The organism is Microbacterium sp. STRO-1N (genome assembly GCF_057748015.1).
Map to the genome: position 1 here is coordinate 3,142,638 of NZ_CM173234.1, position 17,038 is coordinate 3,159,675.

Annotated in this window: 12 protein-coding genes; 6 read left to right on the top strand and 6 right to left on the bottom strand. The window is 68.8% G+C overall.

The annotated features are described in order from the left end of the window. Positions 1 to 30: 30 nt before the first annotated feature. Positions 31 to 1,596, bottom strand: coding sequence for an FAD-dependent oxidoreductase (locus AC3ANJ_RS15390; protein WP_488317041.1), 1,566 nt, complete (start codon positions 1,594 to 1,596; stop codon positions 31 to 33). A 141-nt stretch (positions 1,597 to 1,737) separates the two neighbouring features. Here AC3ANJ_RS15390 and AC3ANJ_RS15395 point away from each other — a divergent pair, with 141 nt between their 5' ends. After that, on the top strand, positions 1,738 to 2,733 hold the full coding sequence (locus AC3ANJ_RS15395) for a 1-phosphofructokinase family hexose kinase (protein ID WP_488317042.1): 996 nt from the start codon (positions 1,738 to 1,740) through the stop codon (positions 2,731 to 2,733). Next, positions 2,730 to 3,545 carry a 5'/3'-nucleotidase SurE gene (gene surE / locus AC3ANJ_RS15400; protein ID WP_488317043.1) on the top strand — a complete coding sequence of 272 codons (816 nt, stop codon included), beginning with the start codon at positions 2,730 to 2,732 and terminating at the stop codon, positions 3,543 to 3,545. The genes AC3ANJ_RS15395 and surE overlap by 4 nt, the downstream gene beginning before the upstream one ends. Here the strand turns inward: surE and AC3ANJ_RS15405 are convergent. Further along, positions 3,482 to 3,817 (bottom strand): DUF7882 family protein, encoded by a 336-nt coding sequence (locus AC3ANJ_RS15405; protein WP_406249078.1) that lies wholly within the window; start codon positions 3,815 to 3,817, stop codon positions 3,482 to 3,484. The genes surE and AC3ANJ_RS15405 overlap by 64 nt on opposite strands. Before the next feature lie 144 nt (positions 3,818 to 3,961). Here AC3ANJ_RS15405 and AC3ANJ_RS15410 point away from each other — a divergent pair, with 144 nt between their 5' ends. Next, positions 3,962 to 4,375: a CBS domain-containing protein gene (locus AC3ANJ_RS15410; protein ID WP_488317044.1), complete on the top strand. Its 414-nt coding sequence runs from the start codon at positions 3,962 to 3,964 to the stop codon at positions 4,373 to 4,375. Positions 4,376 to 4,388: 13 nt separating this feature from the next. Beyond that, a complete protein-coding gene (locus tag AC3ANJ_RS15415; RefSeq protein ID WP_488317045.1) occupies positions 4,389 to 4,661 on the top strand; it encodes a DUF7218 family protein in 273 nt (90 codons plus the stop codon). A gap of 51 nt (positions 4,662 to 4,712) precedes the next feature. Here AC3ANJ_RS15415 and AC3ANJ_RS15420 read toward each other — a convergent pair whose 3' ends face one another. Both AC3ANJ_RS15420 and AC3ANJ_RS15425 read right to left on the bottom strand, forming a co-directional pair. Further along, positions 4,713 to 5,792: an alcohol dehydrogenase catalytic domain-containing protein gene (locus AC3ANJ_RS15420; protein ID WP_488317046.1), complete on the bottom strand. Its 1,080-nt coding sequence runs from the start codon at positions 5,790 to 5,792 to the stop codon at positions 4,713 to 4,715. A gap of 366 nt (positions 5,793 to 6,158) precedes the next feature. Beyond that, a complete protein-coding gene (locus AC3ANJ_RS15425; RefSeq protein ID WP_488317047.1) occupies positions 6,159 to 7,340 on the bottom strand; it encodes a sensor histidine kinase in 1,182 nt (393 codons plus the stop codon). Between the two features lie 227 nt (positions 7,341 to 7,567). On the opposite strand from AC3ANJ_RS15425, the gene AC3ANJ_RS15430 reads away from it, so the two are divergent. Beyond that, the gene (locus AC3ANJ_RS15430; protein WP_488317048.1) at positions 7,568 to 8,224 is read left to right on the top strand and encodes a response regulator; all 657 of its coding nucleotides are present in this window, start codon (positions 7,568 to 7,570) and stop codon (positions 8,222 to 8,224) included. Positions 8,225 to 8,239: 15 nt separating this feature from the next. Here AC3ANJ_RS15430 and AC3ANJ_RS15435 read toward each other — a convergent pair whose 3' ends face one another. Next, positions 8,240 to 9,100, bottom strand: coding sequence for an EamA family transporter (locus tag AC3ANJ_RS15435; RefSeq protein ID WP_488317049.1), 861 nt, complete (start codon positions 9,098 to 9,100; stop codon positions 8,240 to 8,242). Positions 9,101 to 9,302: 202 nt separating this feature from the next. On the opposite strand from AC3ANJ_RS15435, the gene AC3ANJ_RS15440 reads away from it, so the two are divergent. Beyond that, a complete protein-coding gene (locus AC3ANJ_RS15440) occupies positions 9,303 to 10,019 on the top strand; it encodes a hypothetical protein (RefSeq protein WP_488317050.1) in 717 nt (238 codons plus the stop codon). A gap of 50 nt (positions 10,020 to 10,069) precedes the next feature. Here the strand turns inward: AC3ANJ_RS15440 and AC3ANJ_RS15445 are convergent, their stop codons facing one another. Beyond that, the gene (locus tag AC3ANJ_RS15445) at positions 10,070 to 16,996 is read right to left on the bottom strand and encodes a DUF7507 domain-containing protein (RefSeq protein ID WP_488317051.1); all 6,927 of its coding nucleotides are present in this window, start codon (positions 16,994 to 16,996) and stop codon (positions 10,070 to 10,072) included. Positions 16,997 to 17,038 lie beyond the last annotated feature (42 nt).

Below are 17,038 nucleotides of genomic sequence, written 5' to 3' on the forward strand. Positions count from 1 at the left end.
CATCTCCTTCGTCGGGTGCTCTCGGATGGCTCACTCTATGGATGCCGTGTCCGAGGCCGTTCCGGGGTTGACCCGGTCGGTTCCTGCGCGTACCTTGCCGTCCCGCCGGGGCAGATCCCGCGTCGCCGGCCCCTCGATCACGCGACCGTCCGGTGCGAAGCGCGACCCGTGCAGCGGGCAGTCCCAGCTGCGCTCCGCCGTGTTCCAGCGGAGTACGCCGCCCATGTGCGTGCAGACGGCCGAGACCGCGCAGATGCGGCCGTCGACATCGGATTCCGCGACCGGTTCGAGTCCGCGTCGCAGCACCCGCGCGCGCTCGCCGGCCTCGGCGTGCGACTGCTCCGGACGCGCCCATCCCTGCACTGCTTCCGCCGCGACGGAGGCGCTGCTGCGCACCATGGCGGCCGCCCCGCGTGCGCCGACCCGCGCGTGCGCGAAGTGCTCGGCCCACTCCGCAGGCGCGTCGTCCACGATGCCGGTGAGCGCCAGTGCGCCGCCGACGGCGTTGGTCATGCCCCACTTGGCGAAGCCCGTCGCAGCGAGGATCCGACCCCGCGTGCCCGGAAGGATGCCGAAGAACGGCCGATCTCCAGCCATCCGATAGTCCTGAGCGGCCCACCACCGATCGCGCGCCGCGCCGGGGAACGCCTGCGCGGTCCACCGGTCGATCGCCTGCAGGCGCTGCCGCGTGTCCGGATCCCGTCCGGTCCGGTACGAGCTGCCCCCGACGACGAGCAGCGCACGGCCCTGCTCGTCCCGCCCCGCTCTGAGCGATCGGGTGACCTCGTCGACGCAGAGGAACATCCCGTCCGGGATCATGGCCGGGTCGGGAAGCCGGTACGCCGCGACCACCTGCCTGGTCGGCGTGAGCTTCGCGAAGAAGCCCCGACGATCCACCACAGGGAAGCCCGTCGTCACCAGCAGCCGCTGCGCGGAGATCGTGCCGCGGCTCGTGCGGGCGCGCACGCCGTCGCCGCTCGCCTCCGCGCCGGTGAGCCGGCACCCTCCGATGAAGTGCACGCCGAGCGCACGGGCGCGGTCGGCGAGCGCGCCGAGCGCCCGCATCGGATGCAGCTGCGACTGGTCCTCCAGGACGAGGGCGCTGGATACCGGGAACGGCAGCCCTGCCTGTCCAGATCGACGTTCGACCTCGATCCCCGCGGTCCGGCATGCCGTCGCCTCGGCACGGACGTTCGCGTCGCCGGCCGCCGTCATCGCGTAGGTGATCGCGACACGGCGCTCCTCGGCATCCGGAGTATCCGCGAGTTCGGCCCGCAACCAGGACTGGCCATCCCGCTGGGCCCGCGCGTACGCGCGCAGGACGTGCTCGCCGGCGCTGCGGAGGATGCCGGAGTACACGGCCCCCTGCAGCAGGCTGAGCTTGGCGGTCGACGCTCCGGTCGTGCGGGCTCCGATCTCGGCGGCGTCGATCACGACCACACGATGCCCCGAGCGCGCGAGCATCACGGCGGCGGCCAGCCCGGTGAGCCCGGCGCCGGCGATCACGATCTCGGCGCCGTCCACCGCACGCGTCTCCACGGGAACGTCCGGTGCGGTGTCGCGCCACAGCGAATGCGGTCGGTCTGTCGTGGGCACTCCGACTCCTCTCTTCTCCCCCGATCCGATATCGTCTCGGCATCCTGAGGACAGGGGCTTGACACGATCGGCTCGTTAACCGCTGTGCGCCCTGCCGTCAATCCCCTGCGCCGCCCGAGCCGCGACTCGTACTGTGCCGACATGAGCGATGTCACGGTGTTCGCGCCGTCCCCGACGCTGACCATCACCGTCGAGGACCACCCTCAGGGCTCCGAGATCCACGTGCATGCCGGCGGACAGGGGGTCTGGCAGGCGAGGATGCTCCGGCGGCTGGGCTGCGACGTGACGATGTGCTGCGTGCTCACGGGCGAGATCGGCGGCGCCCTCGGCCATCTGCTCGAGGATGAGGGCCTGCGGGTCGTCGCCGTCGAGCGTGCCGGACGCGGCTCCGCCTACGTCCACGACCGCCGCGAGGGAAAACGCGTCGCGATCGCCGAGGAGCAGGGCGACCCGCTCGGACGTCACGAACTCGACGACCTCTACACGCGGATGCTGGATGCCGCGTCGCATTCACGCATCTCGATCCTCAGCGGCCCGTCCGGCGACGAGACTGTACCGCCGGACATGTACCGCCGCCTGGCCGCGGATCTGCGCGGCGACGAACGCCGGGTCGTAGCGGATCTCGCCGGCGACCGGATGCGGGCCGTCGTCTCCGGCGGGGTCGATGTGCTCAAGGTGAGCCACGAGGAGCTCAGGGACGATGGGCTCATCGAAGCGGATTCGACCGACGCCATCCGCGCCGCGATGCGCACCCTGCGCGATGCGGGTGCGCGGGCGGTCATCGTGACGCGCTCCTCGGATCCGCTGCTGCTGATGGACGAGCACGGGACCGTCGAGGTCTCCCTGCCGGCGTTCGCCGAGGCGGAGACGCGAGGAGCAGGCGATTCGCTCACCGCCGGCGTCGTGGCCGGCCTCGTGCACGGCGAGCCGCTGCGGCGCGCGATCTCGCTCGGGGCCGCAGCCGGAGCGCTCAACGTCACCAGGCACGGTCTGGGCACCGGAGACGGATCAGCCATCCGGGGGCTGCGCGATCGAGTCCGTCAGCGCATGATCGACACCGATGAGGCACCGATCGCCGAAGAGCGCACCAGCCCGGAAGGGCTCGCCGCGCGCGCTGCTCTGGAGGAGGACTCATGACCCGGGTGCTCGTCACGAACGACGACGGCATCGATGCCCCTGGGCTGCATGCGCTCGCCGCGGCAGCCGTCTCGGCCGGCTTCGACGTGGTCGTCGCGGCGCCGGCGAAGCAGTCCAGCGGTTCGAGCGCCTCGATCCTGGCGGAAGAGGCCGACGGCCGCATCCGCATCGAGAAGCGCGAGCTCGACGGTCTCGAGGGCGTCCGCGCCCACGCTGTGCACGGCGGTCCGGGTCTCATCGCCCTGATCGCGTCGCGCGGCGCCTTCGGCGCCCCCGCTGACCTGGTGCTCTCCGGGGTCAACCATGGCGCGAACGTCGGCCGTGCGATCCTGCACTCCGGCACCGTCGGCGCCGCGCTGACCGGCGGCCTCGGCGGCACGTGGGGAATGGCGGTCTCCCTTGACGTCGGCATCGAACCGGAGACGTGCCATTGGGACGTCGGAGCGGATGCCGCGCTGCGATTGGTGCCGTTGCTGTTCACCCGCCCACGGGGCGCGGTTGTGAACGTGAATGTGCCGAACGCTCCGGAGGCGCGCGGCTTCGTTGAGGCCCCGCTCGCGCCGTTCGGCATCGTCCAGACCACGCTCACGGAGGCGGACGAGCACTACGTGCGTCTCGCCGTGGAGGACTTGCCGCTCCTTCCGGCGGAAGACAGCGACGCGGCGCTGCTCGCCGACGGCTGGGTGACCGTGACGGGGATCGACCCTGTCAGCAGCTGCGCGTTCCCGCTCCCGCCTGAGCTTTCGGATCAGAGCGCGGGATTCTCCGCCGTGACCGGTTCGCCGCCGTCCGCCGGTTCCGGCACGAGGTAGAGCCCGCCCGGAGAGTTCGCGGTGAAGGCCAAGGCTTCGATCCACGCGCGATTGATCGCCGGCGATCGGCTGCCGTAGTACTTGAACACGAGCGCACTGGACGCGTGCACCCACACGGTCGTCCGGCCGCCTCCGACGCTGGCGTCTTCACGCCACGAGAACGGGAAGGGCTCTCCTCGTCGCAGCTTCGCGCTGATGACCAGTTGGATGTGAGTGAGAGCGCGGTCCTCGATCTCGACCTTGACGCCGCCATCGTAGATGAACTTGCCCATGCGACACCCTCTCGTTCGTGGAGCCCGACCGAATCGGGCTCTCCGTCGTAGCTGTTCCCCTGCCGACAGCGTAGTGTCAACCCCCGTCGCGGGTCCGGTAGGCGCTCGTATCGTGTCCTCCACGCACAGGAGAGGAGCAACATCATGACCTTGGTCAGCGACATCATGACGCCGGGCGCACGATGCATCGGCGAGAACGACTCGCTGCACATCGCCGCGACCGTGATGGCGGAGCTGGACGTCGGAGCCCTGCCCATCTGCGGGGAGGACAGCAGACTGAAGGGGATGCTGACGGATCGTGACATCGTCGTCAAGGCGGTCGCGAACGGCATGGACCCCGAAACCACCCGTACCGGGGTACTGGCGATGGGGAAGCCGATCACCGTCACGGCGTCGGACGACATCTCGGTCGCGCTCGCGCGCATGCAGGAGCATCAGGTCCGCCGGCTTCCGGTGATCGATGACCACCTGCTGGTCGGCATCGTCAGCCAGGCGGACATCGCCCGTGCGATGCCGGCGCAGGACACCGGCCAGACCGTCGAACGCATCTCGCTCTGAAGGAGGACAGCACATGCCACGCGATCAGCGATCTCGCCTGAAGGATCCGGAGTTGTACGAGGAGCTTCGCGAGGACGGCGCGTCGAAGGAGAAGGCCGCGCGGATCTCGAACGCCACGGGCGGCACGAAGAAAGGCCGATCGGACGTCGCACGGCGCGGCGGCGAGTCAGGCAGCTATGAGGATTGGACGGTCCCGGAGCTCAAGGAACGCGCGAAGGAGCTCGGACTGCACGGTTACTCCGGCAAGCGCAAGAGCGAACTCATCACGGCGCTGCGGAATCACTGAGCGCTCGGCTCGGCGCGGGCTCACCGCGCCGAGCCCGCCCGGAACCGATTGTCAGCGCGGAACCAGACCGACTCGCAACGGTGCACCGTGGGCCGCAGCCGCCGCGAGCGCGGCATCCGCATCGGTGAGGGGATGGACCGCGCCGACCACGTCTCCGAACGGGTACGCCCTCCCGCGCCCGGCGAGGAACGCCACCGCGGCCGAGAGATCCGATCCGGCGTAGTCGTGGACGCCTGTGATGGTGATGAGACGGTGCACGATGTCCGCAGCATCCAGTGCGATCGGCGGTGCGGGAAGCACACTGCCGATGAGCACGACGGTCCCACCGACGTCCACCTCGTCGATCGCCTCGGCCACCGCATGACCTGAAGCCTCGATCACGACCTTCGGAGCGCCGGCGTCGGCACCCGGCTCGGCGCCGAAGCGCTCTGCGAGCCGGCGTCTGTCCTGCGACGGATCGACGACCGTGACCCGCGCGCCGAGGTCCGCAGCGATGGCCGCGGCCGAGAGCCCCACCAGACCGGCACCGTAAACCCTGACCGCGATCCCGTCGAGGTCACGGCCGGCGCGCGCCACGGCCGCCCATGCGGTCGCGGTCGCGCACGACGCGGGCGCAAGCACCGCGGCGGGGAGCGACTCCGGCGCTCGGACGATCGCGCTTCCCCGTCGCAGATGGACGTGCGACGCGAAACCGCCCGTGAGCTCCCAGCGGGGTTCGATCCGCTCGTGGCCGTACTTCGCCAGCGACCGGCACTTCTGCGCGATCCCGCTCGCGCACCGATCGCAGGTGCCGCACGACACCGCGACCGACCACACCACCCGGTCGCCGACGCGCAGTTCCCCGCCCTCGACCGTGTGCGCGCCGCCCTCCCCAATCGCGATCACACGACCGACGCTCTCGTGCCCGAGCACGACGGGCACGGGAGAGGTGCGGTCGCCGCGCACGGTGTGCACATCGGACTCGCAGATGGTCGACAGCTCGACCGCTACCAGCACGTCGCCTGCCGCCAGCGCGACGCCGGGGACCGCCACGGTCTCCAACGGCATCCCTGAGCCGAGCCACACCCGTGCGGTCGCCGCAGGGCGCAATCCGATGTCGCGCAGTTCGGCGTGGGGCAGCAGTGTGCGCACGTCAGCCGACCAGCACCGGTGCGGCGACGAGACCGCGCACGATCAGTGCGGACACGACGGCACAAGGAAGGGCGGCGGAACGGCGGTACTGCATGGCGGCCTTTCGAGTGTGCACGGCGGAGATCCGCCTGTCACTCTGGCACCTTGCGCAACACGATCCCGGTCGCCCCGACAAGAGTTCAGGATCCGTTCACCTGTGCGACGGGAATGCACACCATCGCCGGAAACAGAAGATCGCGAGCGCGGATCGGTTTGGAAGCCTTGACCCTGCGCTCGCGATCACGGCGCTGGGGACGCCGTACTCTGGGGAGCCTTCAGGATACGTTCGTGAATCCACGTCCGAACAGTGTCGAAGGTCGATACCCTCTACGACTTTCGGACAGATTCCACTGCAGCATCGGGCCGCCGAGCGATCGGCAGACGCGCCATGACGACCCACCGGTCACCGACCTCGCCGGCACTGAACTCTCCGCTGCCTCCGAGGACACGCTCTGCCATGCGCTCGAGCCCCGTACGACTGGAGGAGAGGCTGCGCCGCGCCGTCGCCGACAGCGGACTGCCGATCGTCAACATCGCCGTCTCATCGGTGATACTCAGCCGCATCTCGATCTCACCGGCACCGGCGTACTTCAGGATGTTGGTCGCGGATTCGCGGGCGACACGCGCGAGGATGATCTCGGCCGACCGCGGGATGCGCTCATCGCGAGGATCTCCCTCGAAGGCGACCGCATGACCGGCCGCCTCGAGCTCTTCGCGTGCTTCGGCCAGAGCCGCCGCCAGGTCGCCGATCTGGACCTCCGCGCCGCGAGGGCCGTCCTCGGCGAGATCGATCACGAAGCGCAGGTCGGTCATCGCCTTGCGCGCGGCCACGCGGATCGCCTCCTGCGAGTCGGCGCGAGCCCGTTCGTCATCGAGCATCTGGACGTGCAGGGAGACGATTGTCAGATGATGCGCGATGCTGTCGTGCAGCTCTCCGGCGATCCACCGACGCTCCGCGAGCACCGCCTGGCGCTCCTGTTCGGCGCTGGCGGCGAGCTGCTGTTCGAGTCGGTGACCGCGGGCGAAAGCCATCCGCAGTGCGAAACCGACGCCGCCGGAGACGGTCGCCGCGATGAGGTAGATGCCGACGTTGACGGGGGCGACCGTGTCGCCGTATGCGATGACGGCCGTAGCCACGAGGAAGCCTGCCGTGTACGACAGGATCAACGATGTGCGCCCGAGACGCATGACGAGCGCGGCGGCCACGGCAGCGGTCGTCAGCACCAGGGCCTGAGCGTCGACGAGGAACGACACCGCGAAGGCGATACCGAGAGCGCACGTCGCCACCAGGGGCGAGACGACGAAGAGTGCGAGAGTCGCGGTGGCCAGAATGCTCACCGCGGAGCGGAGAAGATCGGCGTCCGGCGTGGAGAGCATGCCGAAAACGTCGAGAAGGATGACACCGGAGACGATGGCCAGAAAGAAGATGCGCTCGACGACGGTGAGCTTCTCTCCGCGTCCCAGTCGAAGGATGTCGGAGGCGCTCCGCGCCGACCGGTCCAAAGCCATAGTTCAGTATGTCCTATCCGCCAGCTATGGTTAGCGGTAGAGGCCGATCCAGCGTCCGAACTGATCCCAGAAAGTCATGGTCATTCACCTCCGAAGTTGGTCGTTTGTCCAGCAGTGACTACATCCTCTCGACGTTCTCCCGCGAGCACATCCGACTCACTGGCAGACTTGTTTGGCTAAAGGTCTAGACGCTCATGGACACTCTGCTCAGCCGTTAGGCTTCCTGCATGCCGGAGATCCGTGTGCTCATCGTCGACGACGACCCTCTCGTGCGCACTGCGCTCGCGCACTTCGTGTCCCGTGACCCCGATATCGACGTGATCGGCCAGGCCGAGGACGGCCGCCAGGCACTCGAGGCCATCGCGCACGACCGACCGGATGTCGTGATGATGGACGTTCAGATGCCCGAGATGAACGGCATCGACGCGACCGCCGCGATCACCCAGCGCTGGCCGGATGTGCGGGTGGTAGCCGTGACGACGCTCGACGGCAGCGACACCGTGCTGCCGATGCTCAGCGCCGGAGCCGCCGGATACCTGCTCAAGGACTCCAGCGCCGAGAGCATCGTCACCGGCATCCGCGAGGTGCACGGCGGCGCGAGCTCGCTGTCGCCCCGCGTCGCGTCGATGCTCATCCGTCACGTGCGCGAGGCATCCTCCGGCGCGCAGGGTGCGGCGGACCTCGAGCCGCTCACCGAACGCGAAACGGAGGTCCTCGATCGCCTGGCCGCCGGGATGTCGAACGCCGAGATCGCCGGTGCCCTCATCGTCTCGGAAGGCACCGTGAAGGCGCACCTCGGGCGCATCATGGCCAAGTGGCATCTGCGCGACCGCGTGCAGATCCTTGTCACCGCCGCGCGGGCGGGGCTGATCGATTTCCGCTGACGCGGCGCGGACCTGTCACAGCGCGAGCAGCACGATCCCTGCCACCACGACCGTTGCGGCGATGAGCCTGCGCGCCGGACGCTGCTCCTTCAGCACGAAGACGCCGAACAGGCTCACCAGCACGACGCTGAGTTCGCGCAGCGGGGCGACCAACGCGACCGGGGCGATCGTGATGGCGTACAGCACCAGGATGTACGACAACGGCGACAGCACCGCGAACGCGAGGATCCTGCGCCACTGCATCCGGGCGAGAGCGATCGTCTCGTCGCGGCGCCGACGGAGCAGCAATGTGTACACCAGCACCTCTGCGAGGCAGGTGCCGACCATATAGGCGACCGGGTTGATCGACCACGTGCGCACCGCATGGGCATCCCAGATCGTGTAGGTCGCGATCATCACGCCCGTGAACAGCCCGTACAGAACAGCCGGGTCGATGCCACGTCGGCGCTCCGTCGCCGTACGGTCGACGAGTCCGAGCGCGACGACACCGACGATGACGGCGAGCACGCCCACGAGTGCCGGCAGCGACGGCCGTTCGCCCAGCAGCACCACTGCGGCGATGACAGCGAGGAACGGCCCCGTACCGCGTGCGGTCGCGTACACCGTCGACAGGTTCCCCTCTCGGTAGCCCCTCTGCAGTACCAGCATGTAGACGACGTGCAGGATGCCGGATACGCCAATGCCGATCAGGAACCCGGGGACGTCGTCTCCGATCCCGCCCGTGAAGGGGATGACGAGTCCCCAGGCGATCGCTGAGACGACCGCGCCGCACCACAGGAAAGGGATGCCGGCACGGCTCACCCCGTGGGCGATGATGTTCCAGGCGGCGTGCGCTACTGCGGCGGCGAGAACGAGTGACAGGGCGAACGGAGTCATGCGGAGCCTTCTGCTCGTCGCGGGCGCGACGAACGGGCTCCTCCGGGCTTTTGTCCTGTCAGATGACGACCGCCGTCTGGACGGTGATCGTGGTGCCGCTCGGACCAGTCGGGCGCGAACCCCGGAACCCTAGGCGCTGTCGCGCCACACGATAGCAGGCCGAGGTGACGGCCCGGTTCGAGGTGCTGGCTATGATCTTGCTATGAGCATCGGCACCGTCCAGCAGCAGTTGTCCACGCCAGAAGGATTCGCCAAGGCGGTGACGCCGAGAAGCGCAATCTACGTCGGTGGACTCACCAGCCTCGTCGCCGGCCTGTTCGGCATCGCGATGAACATCTTCCAACTCGGCTCGGCGAGCGACTGGAACTGGCGACTGATCTTCCGCTATTTCTTCGACGCGCAGGCCGTCGAGTTCACCGGCGGCCGCTCCGGACGCGCGGAGATGTGGCGCTTCCTGTACGTGTACGGACCGATCATCCTGATCCCGCTCGGCGTGATCCTGCTCATCGTCCACTTCTCCACCCGCCGGAAGAACGGCGCGACGCTGTTCGCCGACTTCCAGTCTCGCGGCTGGGTGGGGCGCCAGCGCTTCACCGGTCTCAAAGTGAAGAACGGCAATGCCACGGTCGACGTCGTCTACGTGTCGCACCCGAGCATCCCCGACGAGAACTTCGGTGCGATCGTGCAGCAGCACGCGACCCAGATCGCGGCGCTCGACAAGAAGGGCGCCAAGGCCGCCTCGGCCGCGGCGATCAAGGCCGGCATCCTCAAAGGCGGCATCAGCGCAGCGGCCCTCACCCCCGGCCTCCCGCCGGAGATCGTCGCCGCCCCTGTTCAGGGCAAGGGCGAGTTCGTCGCCGTCGTCCCTCCCGCACCGGGCGCGACCGGCAAGTACCAGGTGCTGCCGATCAAGGAGTGATGCGTACGCGGAACGGGGCGGAGCCGAATCGGCTCCGCCCCGTTCTCGTGTCACACCAGTCGTGTTCGACGGATCCGTGCGATCAGCATCCCGAGCAGACCCAGCGCGATCAGCAGGATCGCCCAGCCGAGTCCGGTCACGATGCCGCCGGTCACGGCCAGTTCGGGAAGATCGACCGTCACCGAATCGGATGCCGAGATCGTCGCCGTCCCGCTGATCGCCGTCACGGTCGCCGCGTTGGTGACGGCGTGCGCCTTCGCCTCGTCCGCGGTGATCGTATAGAGGACGGGGCCGCACGTGAACGACTCTCCTGGTGCGAGATCCGGAGCGTCGCACGCCACCGGACCGCCGAGCTTCGGGTCGTCGATCACGACATCGGTCACGGTCGCCGCCCCGGTGTTCGTCACCGTGAACCGGAACTGCACCGTGTCGCCGGCGCTGACCTTCGCGTCGCCGTTCGCATCCGCGTAGTCTCCACCGGTCTTCTCCACCGAGACCGCCGGCTGCGCATCGATCGGCGTGGTCACGCTCGCCTCGGCGGTGACCTCGGCCCCACCGGCACCGATCGCCGACGCCGACGCCGTGTTCACGACCTCACCCGCATCGACGTCCGCCTGCGTGAGCGCGACGGTCACCGGACCGCACACGACCATCTCGCCCGGAGCGACCGACGTCGCCTCGCACGCGATCTCGCCCTCTGCACGCGCATCCGCGATCGACAGCTCCGACACCGTGGTCGTACCGGTGTTCGTCACCGCGAACGTGTAGTCGATCGTGTCGCCGGCATCCGTCACGCCGTTGTCGTTCGCGTCGGCGATCGCGGCAGCCGACTTCACCAGAGCGATGCCGTCGACACCGGTGACCGTGACGTCCTCGGTCGCGGTGGCGTCGACGGATCCGATCCCGCTACCGGTGGCGGTCGCCTCGTTGTGCACGGACTCGGCATCGACGTCCGCCTGCGTGAGGACGTAGACGACGGGTCCGCACTCGATCGCATCTCCTGGCGCGAGTTCGGCGCCGTCCAGGGCAGCACAATCGACGACTCCACCGAGCAGCGGGTCCTCGATCTCCAGATCGCGGAGCACCGTCGTGCCGGTGTTGCGCACGGTGAACGTGTAGGCGATCTCGTCGCCGGCGCCGATGCGACCGTCGCCGGTCGTGTCGACCGGAGCCGAGCCGACCTTGTCCAGTGCGATGCCGTCCGAGCCACCGATGATCACGTCGACGCTCGCATCGTCGGCGCTCTCCCCGGCCGTCGCCGTCGCCTCGTTGTGCACGGTCTGCGCTTCGACGTCGTCCTGCGTGAGCGTGTACGCGTACGGGCCGCAGTCGATCGCCTCGCCGGGGGCGATCGACGCGCCGGCGAGCGCCTCGCACTCGAGCACACCGCCGAGCAGCGGATCCTCGATCTCGGCATCCGTCACCGTCGTGGTGCCGATGTTGGCGACGGTGAGCGTGAACGAGACCTCATCACCCGCACCGATCTGCCCGTCGCCGGTCGTGTCGGCCAGGGCACCTGCGGTCTTGACGAGTTCGATCGCCGCTGTGGCGTCGATCGTCGTCTCGGCAACGGCCGTGTCCTCGACGTCGCCGCTCGGCGCTTCGGCGGTCGCCGTCGCCGTGTTACGGACGACCCCGCCGTCGACGTCGTCCTGGGTGAGCGTGTACACAACCGGTCCGCAATCGATGCTTCCGCCCGGGGCGAGCGCGGCACCGTCCAGCCCCGCGCAGTCGATCACGCCGCCGAGCATGGGATCGGACACGACGATGCCGGAGAGCGTCGTCGTCCCGGTGTTCGTGATGGTGAACGTGTACGCCACGGTGTCACCGGCGCCCAGGGCGCCGTCGCCGTCGACGTCCGTCGGCACGCCGGCGGTCTTGCCCAGGCTGATGCCGTTCGAGGCCGTGATGGCGACCGTCGCCTGCGCATCGTCCGCGACGGGTCCGCCGGGTGCGGCTGCCGTCGCCGTCGCGGTGTTCCGCACGACTCCCGCATCGATATCTGCCTGCGTGAGCGTGTAGGCGATCGGTCCGCAGCCGACCTCATCGCCGGGGGCGAGAGCTGCGCCGGCGAGGTTCGTGCACTCGAGAACTCCGCCGAGTATGGTGTCGTCGATCGCGGCATCCGTCACCGTCGTCGTTCCCGTGTTCGTGACGGTGAACGAGTACGCGACGGTGTCGCCGGCGCCGATACGTCCGTCGCCGTCCGCATCGACCGGAGCACCCGCGGTCTTGACCAGTGCGATGGCATCCGTGCCGACCACGGCGACATCGGCCGATGCGGCGTCGCCGACCTCACCGGACGGCGACTGCGCCGTGACGGTCGCGTCGTTGTGCACGGTACCGGCGTCGACATCGGCCTGCGTCAGGACGTAGGTCACGGGTCCGCACTCGGCATCCGCACCCGGCGCGAGTTCGCCGGAGAGGGCAGGGCACTCCAGCGGGCCGCCGAGCAGCGGATCGTCGATCGCGGCATCCATCAGCGTCGATGTTCCCGTGTTCGTGACGGTGAACGAGTAGGAGATCTCGTCTCCGGCACCGATCCGCCCGTCACCATCGGCATCCGTCGGCGTTCCCGCGGTCTTGATGAGCGAGACCGCCGGCATGCCGGCGATCATGACCTGCGCCGAAGCGTCGTCCTGCACCGGCTCGCGTCCATCGCCCTCGACGGTCGCGGTGTTGTCCACGACCCCTGCATCGATGTCCGCCTGGGTGAGGACGTAGTCCACAGGGCCGCAGCTGTGCGCCTCGCCGGGGGCGAGACTCACCGGGCCGTCGGTGAAGCACTCGACATCGCCCCCGAGCTTCTCGTCGGTGAGCGCATCGAGCGTGACGGTCGTCGTGCCGACGTTGGTCGCCTCGAAGGAGTACTCGATCTCGTCACCGGCGCCGTACCGTCCGTCGCCGTCGACGTCGGTGACCGCGCCGGTGGTCTTGTGCAGCTCGATCGCGTCCGTGCCGTCGATGTCGGCATCCGCTTCGGCCGAATCCGTGACCGTGCCGGCCGGCGACAGTGCCGTGACCGTGGCGGTGTTGTGGACCGAGCCGGCATCGATGTCGTCCTGAGCGAGCGTGTGCGTCACGGGACCGCAGTCGATCGTCGCGCCTGGCGCGAGCGTGCCGTCCGGAGTCTGGGCGCATTCGATGAATCCGCCCAGGAGCGGGTCTACGACGGCGATGCCGTACAGCGTCGTTGTCCCCGTGTTGGTCACGGTGAACGTGTACTCGATGGTGTCGCCTTCACCGAGCGCTCCGTCGCCGTCCGCGTCCGTCGGCTGCCCCGCGGACTTCTCCAGGCTCACACCGTTCGCAGCCGGGGTGATGGCGTTCACGCTGTCCTGGTCGGACAGATCTCCGCGCGGAGACGATGCCGTCGCGGTGGCCGTGTTGGTCACGCCGCCGCGATCGATGTCGGTCTGGGTGAGGACGTACCGGATCGGGCCGCACGACACCTCTCCTTCCGGGGCGAGGGTCAGGTCGGCGAACGCCGGGCAATCGAGGGCACCACCGAGCAGCGGGTCGTCGATCGCCAGGCCCGTGACCGTGGTGAGACCGGCGTTGCGGACCACGAAACTGAAAGCGACCTCGTCACCGGCGTCGATGCGGCCGTCGCCGTCGGTATCGGTGGCCGCGGCCGCGGACTTGGTCAGTTCGATCGCTCCGCTGCCGGTGATCGGCGTCGTCGTCGAATCGGTGTTGTTCGCCGTATTCGGGTCCGCGGTCGCAGAGCCGACCGTGACCGTGTTCGTGACCGACGTGGACGGAGTCGCGGGGTCGACCGTCGCTGTGTACTGGAGTTCGCCTCCGGAGCCGGCAGGGAAGGAGTCGACGACGCAGCGGAACTCGTTGCCCGTGATCGTGCACCCGGGGGTGGTCGTGGTGACATCGATCAGTTCGGCCGGAAGCGGGTCGGAGATCACCATGTCGACGGCGGCGTTCGGTCCCGCGTTCTGGACGACGAGTGTGTAGGTGATCTGTCCGTTGACCGACACAGGATCGGGTGATGCCGTCTTCACCACCGAGAGGTCGGCCGACGCGGCGACCGTGACATCGACGGCGCTGACCAGGTCTCCGCTGTCCGGATCCGGTGTCTCGGCTGACGCCGTGGCCGTGTTCGTGAAAGTGCCCTCCGCGGTGGCGACGGCGGCCACCGTGATCGTCTCCTCCGCTCCAGGAGCGAGGTCACCGACGGCCCAGCCGTCGACGGACCAGGTGCCTGTCGTGGTCTCGGCGGAGACGAGGGCGATGCCGTCCTCGACGACGTCTGACACGAACACACCCGTCGCTGCGGAGGGACCGTCGTTGCGCACCGTGATCGTGTAGGCGACGTCGCCGTCGAGCGCCACAGTCGGAGTGGAGGTCGTCTTCGTCACCGAGACGTCGGCAGACGGAGCGAGGGGGACTTCGACGGTCGAGGAGTAATTGTCGCCGTTCGGGTCCGGCGTGGCCGACGATGCCGTCGCCGTGTTCGTGAGGGTTCCTGTCGCGTCAGGAGCGATCGTGCCCGTGATCGTGACGGAAGCGGATGCGTCGGGGGGCAGGTCGCCCACACTGCAGCTGAAGATGCGTGTGAAGAGGACGCACTCCTCGGACGCGGGGTCGAGCAATGCCTCCGGGAGGAAGTCGGCGATCGAGACCCCGCGGGCCGTCGACGGTCCGTCGTTCGTCACCGTGATCGTGAACGACTGCTCGGTGCCGGGAACGCCGGTCGCGGGGTTCGCCGTCTTCACGATGCCCACATCGGCGCTCTGCTCCACCGTGACGGTCGCGGACGCCGAGTTGTTCGCCGTCTCCGCATCATCCGACGGCGACGCGATCGATGCCGTGTTGATCAGGGTCCCTTCCGGTGCGTCGGGCGCGACCTGCACCGTCACGTCGATCGTGGCCGTCTCATCCTCGAGCAGTGTCGCCCAGTCGCACCGCACGCTCGCGGTGTCGAAGACGCACTCCGCGCCGGTGGATGCGGAGATGCTCTGCACCGTCATGCCCTCGGGAACGGTGTCGGTGAGCACGGCGTTCTGCGCGATCGACGGGCCGATGTTCTCGACCCCGATCGTGTAGGTGAACTCGTCACCGGCAGTCACCGTCGACGCCGACGCCGTCTTGGTCACGGCGAGATCGGCGATGATCGTCGGATCGAAGCTGGCGGAGCTGGCGTTGTTCGTCGCGTCCGCATCGGACGTCGACGTCGTGATCGTGGCCGTGTTCTGGACCGCCGCATCGGCATCCGGTGCGAGCGTCACCGTGACGGTCGCTGTGACCGTTGCGCCGGGCGCCAGTGTCCCGATGGCGCACGATACGACTGAGTCGTCCAGGGCGCAGGTGCCGGCATCCACCGTGGCGCTGACGAACGTCGTCTCCGGGTCCAGCGGGTCGGTGAGCACGACGTCCTGGGCCGCTGACGGGCCCGCGTTCGTCGCGGTGATCGTGTAGACGACCTGGTCGCCGGCGACCGGTGTCTCCGGCGCGAACGTCTTCTCGATCGCCACGTCGGCGGTCGAGGTGACGGTGTCCGACGCCGTCGAGGTGTTGTTCGACTGGTCGGGATCCGTGGTGGCGGACTCGACCTGCGCAGTGTTCACGACCGCGGAGCCGGCCGGTGCATCGGCCGAGAGCGTTCCGGTGATCGTGATCTCGGCCGAATCGCCGACCGCGAGCGCACCGCCGACGCAGTTCACGCTTCCGGTGACGACGCACGAGCCGTTCGTCGACTGCGCCTGCGCACCTGTCACCGTGGCCGGGATCGGGTCGTAGACCTCGAAGTCATCGACCGGCTGCGGGCCGTTGTTGGTGACGGTCAGCGTGTAGGAGATCGGTCCACCGGCGACCAGCGGCGACGTGTCGAGCGTTTTGACGATCTCGAGGTCGGCCGCGTCTCCCACCGGAGTCTCGGTCGTCTGCGACGTCGAGACGCGATCCTGCGCGACGACGTCGTCACGGAACGCGACCTGCGCCTCGTTGGCGATGGTCGTGTCGGCGCCGTCGACGTTGACGCGCGCGTCGAAGGAGTACGTCGTGGTGACGTCGGCGAGGATCGCACCGCCTGCCGTGGCGGTCGCGAGGTCCCCGAGTCTGACGCGAACAGTCCGGTCGCCCGACGCGTATTCGCCGCGGTCGTCGCCGGCGGCATCCGTTAGGGCTCCGGCCCCGGGCCCATTCACGATCTGCAGTGAGCCGGGCACGAAGTCGAGGCCGGGGTCGAGGACGTCGGTCGAGACCGACTGGCGCGCCGGGTTTCCGCCGTCGTTGCGGGTCGTCACGGTGTAGCGCAGGATGTCGCCGACCTCGGCATCCGTCCCGCCGCTCGAGATGTTCTCGACCGTCTTGTCTGTGATGAGGCAGGGGCCGGTGCCGAACGTGATGTTGTCGAGCAGATTGCCCAGGGCTGCGTTGCCCCCCGTCGAACTCACTGCTTCGAAGGCGAAACGAGTGGTGGTCTGCCCCGCCGGCACCGTGTAGGTGCCGGTGTGCGTTCCCCAGGAGAGGCCATCGCTGAGGTTCGCACCGTTCTGCACCGGGGCGGTGGGCGGACCGATCAGCACGCGCATGACGTCCGTGCCCTGGCGTCCTCGGTGGTTCAGCGACCAGGACAACGTCTGACCAGGGGTCGTCGGAACATCCTGATACAGCCGGCTGGCACTGTACGCATTGAGCTCGGCGAACTGCTTGCCCTCAGCCGACGCGACGCCGTTGAACCCGCTGCTCCAGATCTCGATCTTGTTCTGCGTATCGGTCGTGAACCATCCGGGGACAGCGGACTCGTCCAGCAATGAGTACTTGCCCGCGGGAACCGTCGGCTGCTCGAAACCGCCATTGACGAGAGCTACGGAATCCTGACAGACAGTCGGGTCCTGCGCTGCGAGCGCCGGAGTCGGTGCAGCCGCATCGACGATGATGCCCAGCAGCGACGCCAGCAGCACGGCGCTGACGGCCAAGGCCGTTCCTCGGAAGGTCCTGCTTCGGATCTCTGCGGGCACGTCGTAGTCCTTTCGCGGGCTAGGGGCCATGCTAGCCCGCGG

Coding starts and splice junctions, on each gene's coding strand:
- AC3ANJ_RS15410 (WP_488317044.1), top strand. CDS start 3,962: ATGACCTTGGTCAGCGACATCATGACGCCGGGCGCACGATGCATCGGC.
- AC3ANJ_RS15435 (WP_488317049.1), bottom strand. CDS start 9,100: ATGACTCCGTTCGCCCTGTCACTCGTTCTCGCCGCCGCAGTAGCGCAC.
- AC3ANJ_RS15415 (WP_488317045.1), top strand. CDS start 4,389: ATGCCACGCGATCAGCGATCTCGCCTGAAGGATCCGGAGTTGTACGAG.
- surE (WP_488317043.1), top strand. CDS start 2,730: ATGACCCGGGTGCTCGTCACGAACGACGACGGCATCGATGCCCCTGGG.
- AC3ANJ_RS15430 (WP_488317048.1), top strand. CDS start 7,568: ATGCCGGAGATCCGTGTGCTCATCGTCGACGACGACCCTCTCGTGCGC.
- AC3ANJ_RS15425 (WP_488317047.1), bottom strand. CDS start 7,340: ATGGCTTTGGACCGGTCGGCGCGGAGCGCCTCCGACATCCTTCGACTG.
- AC3ANJ_RS15405 (WP_406249078.1), bottom strand. CDS start 3,817: ATGGGCAAGTTCATCTACGATGGCGGCGTCAAGGTCGAGATCGAGGAC.
- AC3ANJ_RS15395 (WP_488317042.1), top strand. CDS start 1,738: ATGAGCGATGTCACGGTGTTCGCGCCGTCCCCGACGCTGACCATCACC.
- AC3ANJ_RS15440 (WP_488317050.1), top strand. CDS start 9,303: ATGAGCATCGGCACCGTCCAGCAGCAGTTGTCCACGCCAGAAGGATTC.